Origin of the sequence: Jatrophihabitans sp., from assembly GCA_036399055.1 — a bacterium.
Lineage (GTDB): Bacteria > Actinomycetota > Actinomycetes > Mycobacteriales > Jatrophihabitantaceae > Jatrophihabitans_A.
The window spans coordinates 102,653-117,640 of record DASWNX010000017.1; the positions used below are offsets into that span (position 1 = coordinate 102,653).

Consider the following 14,988-nt stretch of genomic DNA (forward strand, 5'->3'; position numbering starts at 1 on the left):
GCCCGCCGGGTGTCGCGACCGGTTCGGCGGTCGATGGCGCCTGGTCGGCGCCGGCGCCTTCGACGTGTGGCGGTACGGCACCCTCGAGCTGCCCGCGCCGTCAGGACGGCTGCTGATGCGCGGCCCGAACGGGGCCGGCAAGACCACCGCGCTTGAGGCGCTGTGGCCGTATCTTCTCGACTTGAACGCCGCCAAGCTCGGCGCCGGCAAAGCACGCCAGACGACACTCAAGCAGCTCATGGCCGACGGGGGACCAGCCCGCGGCCGCCGGTACGGCTACCTGTGGCTGACGTTCGCGACCCCGGACAGTGAAGTGGCGAGGGCACCCGGGCAGAGCACGGTGAGCTTCGGCGTTCGGCTGCAGTACTCGCCGAGCTCGGCACCGGCAGTCAAACCCGTCCCGTTCACCCTGCCCGGCCGTCCGCTGCGCGAGCTGAGCCTGACCGGCGCCGGTGGCAGCGCGCTCGAACACGAGGAGTTCTGCTCACGCGTCCAGGACGTCGGCGGACAGGTGTTCGACACGCCCGAGGAGTACGTCGAGCACCTGGCCGCGCGCGTGTGGGCTACCAGCGCCGGCGAGCTGCGAGACCTCGCCGAGCGGCTGCGTCAGATACGCAACCCGAGCCTGCTTGGCGAGGTCTCGCCCGCCGGCGCCGCGGACGCGCTGCGACAATCGTTACCTGGTGTATCACCGGACGTTCTCACCGCGACCGCCGACGCCCTGGCCGAATCGGAGGCCACTCGTGAGGCGTTCGAAGCCGACGAGCACGCCGCCGCCGCCCTCGCAGAGTTCGCGCGCGCATGGGCCGGGCACGTCGTCGAAGTCACCCGCGCCGCGCACGAGGCCGCGTTGGACGCGGCGACCGAGGTCGGCGAGCGCGCCGCCACCGTCACCACCGCGGAGGCCGCCCTAGCCGACGCCACGACCGCGGCCGAGCGGACCGCTGAAGCAGCCAACCGGATCGACGGCGAACTGACGCAGGCGCGCGCGGCGGCGCGCGCCATCGAACTATCCGACGTCTACCAAGCCCACGGGCGTATCAGCGACTTGCGCGGCCGGCTCGAAGCGGAAACCGCCACCGTGGCCGCGCTGACCAACGCACTCGCCGAAGCAGCCACCCGCGCCCGCGAGCGCACCAGCGCCGCACGCGAGCAGCTACAGAGCGCATCAGATGAGCTCGCCGAGCTCGCCCGGGAGGCCGCGGCCGTCGGCGCGCCACCTACCGCGACCGACACCATCGTGCGCTGGCACGACCGGCCCCGTGGAATTCGCGCCGTCGCCAACACCGTCGCCGACCCCGGACCGGGCTTGGACGTCACCTTCCACCCCAACACCCTCGACCAACTCGGCCGCCGCTGGACCGCTGCCGCCGGCGTAGCGAAAGCGAACGCTGGACGGGCCCATCTGCTATTGCGCGACCGTCAAGGCGTCGACACCGCCGAACAGGTAGCAACTCGGGCCCGCGTCTCCGCCGACAGCGCCGAGGCCGAGCACGACCGCGCCCGGCAAGCGGCTGACTCCGCACAGGCCGCCGCCCGCGACGCCGCTCGAACGTTGCTTGCCGACATCGTGGATTGGGCACCGCGCCACCCCCACTTGCGTGGACTGGGCAAGCCCATCGAGGCCAACCTCGCCGTCTGGGACGCCGACGACATCACCGTCCTCGCCGCGGCCGAACCCTCAGCCGTGCTCACCGAAGCAGACCAATGGGCGCACGCGGTACTACGCGCCGGCGAAGCGCTTGCCGCCGGCCACGACGCGGATGCGAAAACGGCCGACGCCGCAGCGGCGGCAGCGACCACGCAAGCCGGCGAGCTGCGCGAACAGGCGAGCGCACTGCGAGCGGGGCAGCTACTCCCGCTGCCCCGCCCAGAGTGGGCCGGACCTGGCGACGACGAAACAGCATTCGGGGCCGCGCTGGAGTGGCCCGAGCGCACGCAGCGGCCCCAAGCCGCTGCCGGCGGGGACGCCGACGATGAGCAGGCTTACCCCGCGCTGCACGCCAGCCGGTCGCGACTGGAGTTGGCGCTAGCGGCCGCCGGCATCCTCGGCGCACACCTGAGCGCAGACGGCGCGGCGACCGACACATGGACGATCTCCGCCAGCGGCGACCCGGTCGAGCTCAACCTCACGGCCGTCCTCGCCGTCAACCCCGAGCACCCGTACGCGGACAGCGCCCGCGCGGTACTCGCACGCATCGGTCTGGCCGACGCTGCCTTCGCGGGCGCCGGCCTCGTCATTGGCCGCGACGGCACCTACGCCGCCGGCCCGCTGATAGGCGATCCCACCGCCGCCATGGCCGCTGCTGGGCAGCTCCTCCCTGCTGCAGGGCACGTCGGAGCCCGCACTCGCCTGGCCCGTGCCCTCGCCAGAGCAGCGGAACTCGAGGACCAGGCGAGCGCCCTTGACCACCAGGCGCAGCAGCACCTCGCCACAGCCGCCGGCCATCGGAGCGACCGCGACGCCGTGCGATCCCAGGCGGCTTCGTTTCCGTCCCGGAGCGCCCTGGTCAAGGCCGAAAGCCGCCGGGCCGGCGAGACCGAACGCGCCTCCGGGCTGGAACGTGCTGCGGCCACGGCCCGTGAGACGGCCGACGCCAAGACCACCGAGCACGCCCGGCTGCTGGAGGACTGGCTCGACCGGGCACGCGCCATGAATATGCCCTCCGACCCCCGCGAGCTGCAGATGCGCATGGACACCGATCGCGCTACCGCGACGGCGATGACGCGTTCTGCGGACCGGCTTCGCGACCGAGTGACCGTTCGCCTGCGGCGTGCGGTCGCCGCTGTTCCGAACGAAGAGGAGGTGGCGACCGCGCTTGCCCGCGCCGCCTCCGGCGCGCAAGCCGCCCATCACGCGGCCGCGCAAACGCAGGCACTGTTGACCGAGGCGGAGACCCCCGGCGACAGCGACGACGCGGTACGCCGGTTCGCGGAAGTCTCAGCCCGGGCGAGCCGGTTGGAAAAGGACCTGCCGCCGGCACGTGAGACCGAAAAGACCGCGGCGGCGACAGCGTCGCGGTGTGAGGCCGAGCTTGCTGCCGCCGCTGCCGCGCTCGCCTCGGTGCACCCGCGGCAGGTCGCCTCCGAAGCGCATCTAATTGCGCTGCTGTCGTTTCCTCCGGTCGCCCACGCGCTCGGCGTTGCCGACCTACCGACGCAGGCGCGCCGCGCCGACGCCAACTCAGCGTCGGACGCTGACCACGCCGCTCGCTCGACGCTTCCCACCGGAGATGAGCTGCTGGAGATGGTGGACGCGCTGTTGACCGGCAAGCGAACGGCCGGACGGAAGATGCTCGGCGAACGCTACGACGAGGTCCGCGCCGCGTTAGCCCAGACCTGGGCGATTGCCCGGGCCGACCCGCCGGATGCCCTGGAGGAACTCGAGTCGTTCGTGCTCACCCACGCCGAAACCCAGTACGACCCGCCGCGCGCTGCCACGAAGGCCAGCGCCCTGGCGGACCGGGCTCGCGCCGCGCTCGATGCGGCCGAAGCGACCGCGTTGCGGGACTTCGTCATCGGCCGGCTCCCGTCGGCGATTGGTACAGCGTGGGCGGCCTTGATGGACTGGAAGGCTTCGGTCAACGCGAAGATGCGCGCCGCGCAAGCCTCCTCCGGCGTCGGCGTCCAGGTACAGATCGGCCTGCGTGAGGACCTAGACGCGACCGCGCGCACAGTATGGGAGCTGTCATGCACGGTCGGTGATGCCGTCCGCACTGAGGCGCAGAAGCAGCAGATCGGCACCGCGTTGCAGGCCCTCATTGCCGCGGCCGACGGCACGAGCATGACCGAGCGACTCGCCACCGCCGCCGACATCCGCGACTGGGTCGACGTGCACTACCTGGTCGAGCGGCCCGGCCCTGGCGGCGTCCGCTCCCAACGCCGGTGGGGGTCGCGCACCGGCCTGTCCGGCGGCGAGCGCCGCCTAGTGGTGCTCGCGCCGATGCTGGCTGCGATTGCTGCCAACTACGACCGCTTCGCCGATGCTGGGCTGCGGCTGGTCCCGTTGGACGAGGTTCCGGCCGAGGTCGACGAGCACGGCCGCGAAGGCCTGGCCCGTTACCTCGCCGAACTCGACCTCGACGTCGTCTGCACCTCCTACCTCTGGGACGGGGCTCCGGGAGCCTGGGACGGCATCGACGCGCATGACCTCGAAGCCGGGGCGGACGGCACGGTCGTCGCGTTCCCGATGGTGATCCGCGGCGTCGACGCCCTGCCCGGAGACGACCCGGCCGTCATCGAGACGCTGGTCTCGGCGTCCGACGGCGGCCGGGCCGACAGCGCGCCATGACATGCCCGCTGTGCTCCGGCGCCTGCGCCGGCGCCGACCTGTCAGCCCTGACCCGCCCAGACCTGCAGTGGTTGTGGACCTCTCTCGCGGCCGCAGCTGACCGCCGCGGCGACAAAAACCTGACCGGCGGTGCCGCGGTCACCGTGACCGTCCCGGCGGAGCCGGCTCAGCGCGCGGCCGCGGCGGGGCTGCTGGGCGACCGGCACCTGGCTGCCGGGCAGCGGAGACGAGTCGACCTGACCCGCCTCACCGCCGTGCTCGCAGAGCGCAATCCGCAGCTGACCCCCGGTGTGGTCGTTGCCCACGCCGTCGGGCGGCCGTTGGCGGCCACCGCTGCGGCCCGTGCACACCGAGCGAGTGCGGAAGACGACCTGCGCGCACGCCTGCAGACGGCGGTGCGAGCGCTGCCTGAGCATGTGCGTGCCCGGGTAGGGCTCGAGACCGTCTTCGAGCGCTTGCGCAGCAGCCGCTGGGTGAGCCGGATCCTCAGCACCGCCGACCCCGAGGCACTCGTTGCCCAGGCACTCGAGGTTGCCGCGCGCCTGCCCGAGCCCGGTGCGCGCATCGACCGGCGCACCCTTGTTCCTGGTGCTCCGCACGCGCTCGATGGCGGCGCCCTCGCCGGGCTTGTCCTCGCCCTGTGCGGCGTGGCCAACGGCGGACGACCCCGAGCTGCCTGGGCGAGCCTGGGCGTGGACTGCGATGACCTGGTCGGCGGCCTGATCGTGACCGGGGTGGCACCGGCCGGGTGGTCGATCCCGGCGGGGGCAACGGTAACGCTGCCGCCGCGGGAGTTGGCCGCGGTCTCGTGGGCGGCGCCTGCGTCCGAAGAACAGTGGGTGTTCGTCACCGAGAACCCGTCGGTGCTCGCCGCGGCCAACGCGCTGGCTCAGGAGCGATCGACGTCGCCCGCCCGGGTGGTCTGCTATTCGGGCACCCCATCGGCGGTCGAATGCTCCGCCATCGCTGCGCTCGCCGCGGTTGGCTGGTCAATTGCGGTGCGGGCGGACTTCGACGCAGCCGGCATCGCACACGTGCGGGCGCTGCTCGAAGCAGCCCCAGCTGCGGTGCCGTGGCGAATGAGCGCAGCGGACTACCTCGCGGTGGCTGGGCCGACCCGTCCGGCGGGCGCGGTGGTCGCGGTGGACACCCCCTGGGATGCCGAGCTGGGCGTAGCCATGGTGAGCGGTGCGCCGGTGTACGAGGAAGACTTACTGCCTGACTTGGTGGCCGACATCGCCGAGGGCCACCCGCCCGCACGCCCCTGATAGCAGGATTCAACTCGTCGCACACGTCAAAGCGCGAACGAGGCGGCTCTCACGTGCAGATGCGGCTCGGCACCCTGAATCTCTTCTGCGTGGTGCCGCAGTGTGTCCACCCCGCGAACTCGACCCGGATTGGACCATGATGGATGCATGGCAGATGGACGGCCGGGCATCCCCGCAGCGGTTCAGCGAGAGGTCAAGCTTGAGAGTGGGTACCGCTGCGCCATGCCGAATTGTCGAGAACCCCGAACTGAGCTTGCACACATCATTCCGTGGTCGAGAGTGAACAAACACGAGGCGAGCAACTTGATCGCGCTGTGCCCGACAGATCATGCTCGGTTCGATGCTGGAGAAATCCCGCGTCAGGTGATCGAGCAGATCAAGGCGAACCAGGCAGTGCTTAGTTCTCGGTACACGGAGCTGGAGCGTCGCGTCTTGCAGTGGTTCGGCCGCCACCCCACCGAGTCTTTGATCTGTCTCGACTGGAGTAGCGGTCTGATGTATGAGTCGCTACTGCTCGACGGGTTCCTCGAACCTGAGGATCCAGATGACGAGGCGAAGGCCATGAAGATGACGTGGGCAGATGAAGAAGACGGGGTGCTCACCTCGCCTTCATTCAGCGCTCCTTTCGGTCCCCGTTTACTGCGGCTCACTTCCAAGGGCAAGGCCCTGGTTGATCGGGTCGTAGCGGCGGAGGCCGTCGAGTAGAACTCCATCCAGGCCGAGCGCGGCAACTCCCATGTGGAGCGGTCGACTGGGAAGCGGGTAGCGCCAACCGCATGGTCGAACGTGCGACCAGGTTCAGCAGCTCACGGACATAGGTTGTCCAGTAGGCGGTTCACGTCGGATGCATCCCGAAAAGCGGGGGCAACCCACACCTTCCAGCACATCGCGCGCAGCGCCCATCTTGGGCAGCTCATCGAGCAGTTGCGCGGCCGGGAGCCGCACCATCACCGGTCGCACGATGCTGTCACTTACACGTAGAGCTGCGGCGATCTTCCGAGCGGAGGTCGTGGTGCGGCATGCCTGCAGCGGCAACCGCGTCGGTGCCCTGTGCCGGGCGGCGCGCAACGACAAGGACGTCCTCGTCGGCTGCGCAAGGCGTTCGACACGCTCACCTGACTGTCGCCACCAGGGCAGATCAGGTACCGCTGTTGCGCTTGTTCCCCGCGATGGTCGCATCCGATGGTTTCGGAGCCCACTGCTCGCGCGTCATAATCGGCGCATGGAGCAGCCACCGCATCCACGTTGGCGCCGGTGTCGTTGCACTCGGCCGCTCATCTAACCCGCGGCATCGTGATGTCCATGCCCGCGCCGTTGTAGCGGGCGAACCCAGGTAGGTCCGGGTAGATCGTCGTCCCGTCGTAGGCCGTGACACCGAGTCGGCCCGCCTCATGCAGCGCGGCCTTGAGCTCGGGTGCGATCGCGATGAACGCGACCGAGGGTTGGTCGCCCGGTGAGGATTCCGACTTCCACATGATCGTCCCCGGCAGGTCCAGCGAGCCCCACGGCTGATCCCAGAAGGGGGTTGTGACGAACGCAGCCTCCTGCGCAGCCATTCGGGAGGAGATGCGTCGCGGTACCCACCACAGCGCCTTGCCCTGGGGAAGGCGATCGCGGACCTCATGCCAGTTCGCGGACTCGATCGTTGACTGCGCCGGCACGACACCGGCATCTGCCACTGCCATGACTAGGCCCGTGGTCTCCGGCAAAGTCTCGGCTGCAAACCACAGCCCGATCATCGCGTTGCGCGAGACGTCCACTAGTGGCGTGGCAGCGCCGTGATGCTGCAGCAGACCGAACAGCTCGAAGTCACCGAGCCGGTGACCGTTTGGTTCGTTGTCGTGCCCCGCCGCCCGTGCCTGATCCAGCAGCGAAGCCTCGTAGTCGCGAAGCTGTCGTTTGACCGCCGCTGGCTGCTCAGCCTTACGCCAGATCTCATCAAGCTCCTCGAACTCGGAGTCATCCATACCGGCGCGGCGCAGCACGCCACCGATGTAGTCAGGGCGCGGCTCAATCCAGCGCTGTTGCATCACCCGACGCGCGGCGCCCGAATGCACGCCCCAGCTGACGTCGACCTGCCCACGCCAGGCGACGACCTTGCTCAGCTTGGTCGCGATGGCGGTGACCGTCTGAACGTACTCCCCCAGGGTGCGCGGCGCAGGCACGGTGCCGAACCGTTCCAAGGTCACCCTCGGCAGCTCCGGGGCAACGTCGCCGTACCAGTCGCTCTCAACCGTAGAATCGTTTACCTTCTCGGTCGGTTTAGCCGTGCGCGGGGTTCGCTCCTTTTCCACTAGTGCACCGTAGCGGCATGATCACTATCGGTCGATCTGTCCGCGAGCGCCGTGGGCCGGTCAGAGCGCGATGGAATTGACGCCCGCAATGACCGCTTCCGGCTTGGTTCAGCCCAGCAGTGGTAGCACACGCGGCACCCCTCATCGCTGTTGCAAAAGTGTCGTCTATAAACGACACTTGATGGCATGGGCGGTGGCGAGACGCGGGGCGACGCAGCGCCTCGGCGCAGGTTCCAGTCGACGGTGAGACGCGCTCAGCGCCTGGGCGCGCCAGCCGAGACCGCCGCCCCTGTGCCGGCCAGCGGGGACCTACTGGCCGGGCCTCCGGACGCGCGGACAGTGGATCGAGACAGCTCAGACGTCGATCGGGTCTCCGATGCTTCGAACCCCTCGGCTGGGATTTATCCCAGGAACGAGTGGGCTACTCCCCCCTTGCCCACTCAGGTGATCTCAGAGATCCCGGACTGGTCGAACCCTCAAGGGTTCGGCCTTTTTGGTTTCGGTTGGGTAGCGGGTGTTGCCGGAGGGCTGATAGTCGTGATCGGGGTTGATGTGCGAAGTAGTTCGCCGATGGTGGCATCGATGATGTGGACGTCGAGGTCCTGGATGGGTATCAGAACGGGGGTTTGGGGTGGCTCGGCTGGTACCGATGTGGTGGAGGCGGGCGTGCCGCGCAGGGTGAGTTTACGGTCGATGCGGTCGGCGTGAATGCGGTGGTGACAGTCGCTGGTCGGTCGCTGGCCGCTGATCGGTCGGGGCGTTGTAGCCGGTGGCCCGGTGCGGTGGCGTAGGGAGCGGCAGGCTAGACGCTCTGCTCCTTTTGAGTGTCTGCTGCCAGCGTGACCATGCCGCAGGTCATCGAGCGATTGGCCCAGGAGTTCCTCTGGGATGGTGGTCTCGGGGTGTCCCGGTCGTCTGTTGGTGGGTAGTGCGTGCAGTCGGACTGCCAGCACTCGTTGGACATGGCGGTTTGAAAGCGGATGTAGGAGGCTTTGGGCCGTTTCTTCAGGGGTGAGGAGGCCTTCGCGGGCGACTATCCGGGCTACGCTGCCCCGCCGAGAGTCGGGTCAGGCGCTGCAGGTGCCGGCGATGGTGGCCGGCCGGCGTCATGGCCGCCTCAGACAGCTGCTTACGCAGCCCTAGGACCAACTCGACTGACAGCATCGTGTACAGATGCGTCTTAATGCGGTATCAAGATGTCGTGAACGAAGTACGCGCGACGGTCGGTCTTCTGGTTGCGCTTGACGAGGAGTGGGAGGATCTCCGCCCTCTATTCGAGCGTGTCATACCGATGCGGCGCGGCCACGAATACTACTATGAATGCTCGTTACCAAAATTCAGTGCCCGTATTATCACCCGCGTAGTCGGCAAAATGGGTCTCAGCTCAGCTGCCCTTGCGGCGGAGCGGCTTTCTCGTGAGTTCTTCCCGACCAGTCTCGTGCTTATCGGCGTGTGCGGCGCCTTGAGCGACGAATTGCGGTTGGGTGACGTTGTCATCGCCGAACACGTCGATACCTACATGAACAGCGCTAAGGCAGTACCGGCAGTGAAGGGACCCTTCACGTTCGAGTTATCTGGTGACGGATGGTCAGCTTCCCATCCGCTCATGGAGCTCGTACGCTCCGTACTCCGCCAGCAACCCGTTCGAGCGGCCTGGCAACAAAAAGCTAGCAAGCGACTCCAACGTATGCTGCCAGGTGATCTTCATGAATTCCAAAGCTTCGTCACCCAAAAGCCGACATGTCATATCGGTTCAATCGCCTCAGGAGATATAGTCGGCGCAGCGGAAAATTTCAAGAATTTGCTTGTCAACCACCGGGATCGAAAACTGCTCGCCATTGAAATGGAAAGTGGCGGAGCATCGCTGTCGGTGTTCACTCAAAATTTCCCTCCTGATCTCCTGATAGTACGAGGTGTTAGTGATTTCGCCGATTCCCGTAAGTCCACGCTAGATGCGGCTATCGGCAAGACGGGTGGCCGGGGAGCATGGCGGCGGTATGCCCTCGGAAACGCTGCACGGCTAGCATTTTCGATCCTGGCTGTTCCCGACTTTGCGTCATTTGGCATCTCTCGAAATCATCCTGCTTTGAGCGAAAAACTGAACCCCTCACCGGACCTGAATTTCCACCGCAATGATTTAAGCACAGCGGATGGACAATCAGCGGCAGCCGAACTGCTGAAGTACGACCAGGCGTTAGAATCGAAGGCACAGGATTCACACCAGGAGCCTATTCACAATGAATCCCACATCGCAAACCCCTCTGAGCCCGATCAGTCGATCACTGCGATACCCTTGGTGTCCGGCCACGAGGCGCGATCTTTGGTGGCTCGAGCACGCTTGAGGCTTGAGCCACCGCGTCCGCCGCAAGAGTTCATCGGGAGGGAGCGAGAAGCCGCGCAACTGGCCGCGCTTGTCCGTGAAGAAAAGACGGTTGTTGTCTCAGGTCCGCCCGGCATTGGTAAAACAACCCTTTTAGCGCAACTCGCGGCCCAGCAGACATACACAAACGTGCTCTGGATTACGCTTCAATCCGACGTCGAATTTACCATCACAGCACTTGTGGACGATCTCCTCCGTGGCCTTGGGGTACTAGACAGCCTCGGCATCTCCCTGGATCGAAAGATCCGTAATTTGAGCACGATTCTACGCCGCGGGGGCCGGCATTTGCTTATCCTCGACAACGTCAGATCCGAGCAGCAGGAAGGTATGGTGATGCGCGCCTGCTCTGAGATTGATGCGAACATAATTATCACATCGTTGCGCCCGCTACGTCTATCCGGAACTCAGTTGATCCAGCTTTCCGGTCTACCAACAAGCGAGGGTGCGCAGTTGTTTCGCTCTGGTGCCGGTATTCACTCAACCGATGGCGACGCACACGCTAAGATCGTGAGCATCTGCGAACGAAGTCGTAATGAGCCCGGACAAATCGTTCTGTCTGCCGCACTTTACAGGTCTGGTGAATCGCTAGACGCCCTAGCAAATGCCTTTCAGGAACAACGCAATCACCGCGGAGAAGATCCGGTCACACGCAGCTCCTTTCAGGACACGTACGGGGTGGAGAATGACCTGTACGATGCCTTTGCGCGTTCATACGAATTATTGTCAACCCGCCCGGAGCCAACGTTAGTATTTGATTCTCTCGGGGCTTTTAGCTTGAGTGGCGCTATGACTGACGAGCTTCGCGCAACTACTGGATTAGAAGAGGAGGAGTTAGCGGAAGCCTTGAATGACCTGGTCTCCCTGCAACTAATCCAGCGCGATGCGCGTCGACCAGACAACTTCATCATGCATCCTGAGGCGCACCGACTGGCTAAGTACCGTCTGGCGGCGCGCGAAGCGCTGCTAGCGCGTTCCGGAGCGGATTTGAACGGTATGCCGACCGGTCGGTGCATTAGATACTTCGTTGAATTCTGTGATGCTAACGGGGAACGCTACACAGCACTTGAGGATCGCCGCGATAACATACTCAATGCCGTCCAGTTAGCTGCTCGCAATTTGGCTTGGGAGGAGGTCGACCAGTTATGCCGCAGTGCAGCTAGCTATCTATTGGCTGCCGGGGACCTCACCCAATTAGCTCGCATACTTGAGCTTGGATTCACCTCGGCCAGATACCTAAAAGGCAGTAGACAGGCTGAGTCATTGGCTCAGCTGTATGCCAGCCGTGCCGAGCTGTCGCGCCGATATCTGAGTTATTCTCAAGCCCGCCTTGATGCGACCACTGGTTTGGGACATGCAAGGGAGGCCCAGTCCCAGCGCCAAATTGTGATGAGTTTGGAGGCACTCGCAATCGTGGTCCTCTCCAGCGGAGACACGCAAGCCTCCCGGGATGCGCTGCTCGAAGCATGGCCGATGGTGAAATCTGAGGCGAACTGGGTCCATGGCGCGAGTATCGCTTACAACATCGGTCATACATACTCGTATGAACAAGACTACGCTGCAGCAAGGAAGTGGTTTCGAAAAGCTCTACGCCTTTCTAGCTACAGGGCGAACGACGCCGACTTCATAGAGGCTAGACGTTACCGTTCTTATACGCTTACATCGCTTGCTTCGATCGAGCTTTCATCCCGCAACTTCAAAGAGGCACGACGCTTATTGCTTGAAGCGGGCCGGCTCAAACGTGATATCGGTGACCGCCGTTCGCTTGGAATCCACTTGCAACTGGAAGCAGAGCTCGAGCGATGGATCGGAAACACCGCCGCTGCCGCCAAGTCACTTGACGATGCAATCGAACTTTTCAAAGACGTGGGCGACACGCATGCCGTACTGCCCGCTCTCAAGTCAAGGGTCTTGTGGTTCAACGAAGCCGGCTCCGACCGCTCATCTGAGGTGCTCGATGCCATGCAAGACGCGTTAGCGTCACTGCGCGAGGACGATGACCCTGTTGCGTTTTCTGGAATCCTTCATGATCTGGCCGACATCGAGGTGGCGCGCGGTGAGCTGATGCAGGCGGCTGAGCATTACCAGCAGGCGGCGCAGCTAAGGCGCCGCGGCGTTAGCAAGCGTAGTTTGGCTGTCACCCTGCACGCCCTGGGCCGCGTCTGGCGCCGGGTTGCTGACGCTCCGCGCTCTGCCGACGAGGAGGACGCAGGCGACGCGTCGATAGGCCGGGCCGGGGCGTTGGAGCGGGCGGCCCGCGCCTACGCCGAGGCGTTGGACAACCTCGACCCCGAGCAGGACCCCCGCTCCGGCGGGGTGCTGCTGCACGATCTGGCCGACGTCGAACTGGCGCGCGGTGAGCTGCAGCAGGCCGCCGAGCACTACCAGCAGGCCGCCGACCTCAAACGACGAAGCCGGGCCACCCCCAGCGAGCTGGCTGTCACCCTGCACGCCCTGGGCCGCGTCTGGCGCCGGGTTGCTGACGCTCCGCGCTCTGCCGACGAGGAGGACGCAGGCGACGCGTCGACAGGCCGGGCCGGGGCGTTGGAGCGGGCGGCCCGCGCCTACGCCGAAGCGCTGGACAACCTCGACCCCGAGCAGGACCCCCGCTCCTGCGGGGTGCTGCTGCACGATCTGGCCAACGTCGAACTGGCGCGCGGTGAGCTGCAGCAGGCCGCCGAGCACTACCAGCAGGCCGCCGACCTCAAACGACGGGGCCGGGCCACCCCCAGCGACCTCGCTGTCACCCTGCACGCCCTGGGCCGCACCTGGCGGCAGGTCTTTGAGGCCGCGCGTGCCGCTGGCGAGGACCAGCCTGCGTCACCGGATGCGGCGTTGGAGCGGGCGGCCCGCGCCTACGCCGAGGCGTTGGACAACCTCGACCCCGAGCAAGACCCGGTCTTCTGCGGGGTGCTGCTGCACGATCTGGCCCACGTCGAGCGCGCGGGCGGTGAGCTGCAGCAGGCCGCCGAGCACTACCAGCAGGCCGCCGAGCTCAGACGGGGCCGGGCCACCCCCAGCGACCTCGCTATCACCCTGCACGCCCTGGGCCGCACTTGGGAACAGATCGCCCAAGCCGCCGCCCGAGCCGCCGGTGACGCCGAGGACTCCACCGATGTTGAGGTCAGCGGGGCGTTGGAGCGGGCGGCCCGCGCCTACGCCGAAGCGCTGGACAACCTCGACCCCGAGCAGGACCCCCGCTCCTGCGGGGTGCTGCTGCACGATCTGGCCGACGTCGAACTGGCGCGCGGTGAGCTGCAGCAGGCCGCCGCGCACTACCAGCAGGCCGCCGACCTCAAACGACGGGGCTGGGCCACCCCCAGCGACCTGGCTGTCACCCTGCACGCCTTGGGCGGCGTCTGGGAGCAGATCGCCCAAGCCGCCGATGACGCCGGTGACGCCGCGGACTCCACCGATGTTGAGGTCAGCGGGGCGTTGGAGCGGGCGGCCCGCGCCTACGCCGAAGCGCTGGACAACCTCAACCCCGAGCAAGACCCGGTCTCCCATGGTGTGGTGCGTCGCCACTTGGCTGCCACCCTGCACGCCCTGGGCCGCACTTGGGAACAGATCGCCCAAGCCGCCGGTGACGCCGAGGACTCCACCGATGTTGAGGTCAGCGGGGCGTTGAAGCGGGCGGCCCGCGCCTACGCCGAAGCGCTGGACAACCTCAACCCCGAGCAAGACCCGGTCTCCTACGGCGAAGTGTCGCAGGACCTGGCCGACATTGAACTCATGCGAATTATCTCTGGCGCCGAGGATGGCGATCCGTTAACTGCCAGGCAACTGATGGGTGAGCGTTTCGCCGTCCTAGAGCGCGAGCTAGGCTCGGAACACCTGGACACTCTCGCCGCGCGCGAGCTGTACGCGTTTTGGGTAAATGAAGCAGGTGACCCAGCAACAGCGCGCGCAGAGCTAGCAGAGATCGTGCACCTGCGTACTCATACCGATGGAGCCGACCACCCGCGCACGTTAGGTACTCGACGTTTACTCGCATATATCACTGCGGAACTTGGTGATCACCATGCCGCGCGTGACCTAGGGGGAGAACTGCTTGCAATTCTGATGAAGGGCCTCGGCCCCGACCACCCCGACGTGCTGAGCGTTCGGCACAACCATGCCCATTGGACTGGTGAGGCAGGCGACGCTACGACGGCTTGCGATCTACTGACCGACCTGCTCGCGGTTCGCCATCTTACCGCTGGACCAGATGACCCAGACTCCATTTCGACTGAACAGCTTCTGATTCATTGGCGTGGCATCGCAACGGGTGATCCGGAGGCGACGCGGTCAGCGCTGAGCGAATTGGTTGGACGTCGTCTATCATTGTTCGATCCGAACGCTCGCGAAACCTTATGGGCCCGCTACCGCTTGGCCGCGTGGACGGCGGCATGTGATAGACATATGGAATCTGTAAGATTGACTACGCAGCTTCTTTACGAACTATACCGCTTGAATAGGGGAAATATATCCCTTAAGGGTAAAACGTTGGCACTTTTAAATGATGAGCTGCAACGCAGTGCCGCCCCCGGGACACCTTGGGAAGTAGCTCGTGATAGTCATCCGACGTCGGTTACTAACGCATTAGGACTCCTCTTCACAGGTGCGCTGGATGGATCTGAGGATGCCCAACGTGAGTTACCCTCTTCCCTCGGCGACATCGCACAGCACATGAAGAACAAGTTAATTTAATTCCTAGAAACACAATCCTCAGCAGGGTATTCCTCGCCTTGTGACATCGAGTGACCAAGACGCTTCAAC

5 protein-coding genes are annotated in these 14,988 nt (G+C 65.8%); 4 read left to right on the forward strand and 1 reads right to left on the reverse strand.

The features are described 5' to 3' along the window. Positions 1–115 precede the first annotated feature (115 nt). The 3 genes from VGB75_06205 to VGB75_06215 all read left to right on the forward strand — a co-directional run bounded on the left by VGB75_06205 (position 116) and on the right by VGB75_06215 (position 6,264). Complete coding sequence (locus VGB75_06205; GenBank protein ID HEY0166619.1) at positions 116–4,291, forward strand: SbcC/MukB-like Walker B domain-containing protein; 4,176 nt, start codon at positions 116–118, stop codon at positions 4,289–4,291. Beyond that, positions 4,288–5,559, forward strand: coding sequence for a DUF2399 domain-containing protein (locus VGB75_06210; protein ID HEY0166620.1), 1,272 nt, complete (start codon positions 4,288–4,290; stop codon positions 5,557–5,559). Before VGB75_06205 ends, VGB75_06210 begins: the two co-directional genes overlap by 4 nt. Before the next feature lie 222 nt (positions 5,560–5,781). Further along, entirely contained in the window at positions 5,782–6,264 is a 483-nt protein-coding gene (locus tag VGB75_06215) for an HNH endonuclease signature motif containing protein (GenBank protein ID HEY0166621.1), read from the forward strand. Between the two features lie 569 nt (positions 6,265–6,833). On the opposite strand, the gene VGB75_06220 is transcribed toward VGB75_06215, so the two are convergent. Further along, entirely contained in the window at positions 6,834–7,853 is a 1,020-nt protein-coding gene (locus VGB75_06220) for an FRG domain-containing protein (GenBank protein ID HEY0166622.1), read from the reverse strand. 1,201 nt (positions 7,854–9,054) lie between these two features. On the opposite strand from VGB75_06220, the gene VGB75_06225 reads away from it, so the two are divergent. Beyond that, the gene (locus tag VGB75_06225) at positions 9,055–14,919 is read left to right on the forward strand and encodes an AAA family ATPase (protein ID HEY0166623.1); all 5,865 of its coding nucleotides are present in this window, start codon (positions 9,055–9,057) and stop codon (positions 14,917–14,919) included. Positions 14,920–14,988 lie beyond the last annotated feature (69 nt).

Coding starts and splice junctions, on each gene's coding strand:
- VGB75_06205 (HEY0166619.1), top strand. CDS start 116: ATGCGCGGCCCGAACGGGGCCGGCAAGACCACCGCGCTTGAGGCGCTG.
- VGB75_06210 (HEY0166620.1), top strand. CDS start 4,288: ATGACATGCCCGCTGTGCTCCGGCGCCTGCGCCGGCGCCGACCTGTCA.
- VGB75_06215 (HEY0166621.1), top strand. CDS start 5,782: ATGCCGAATTGTCGAGAACCCCGAACTGAGCTTGCACACATCATTCCG.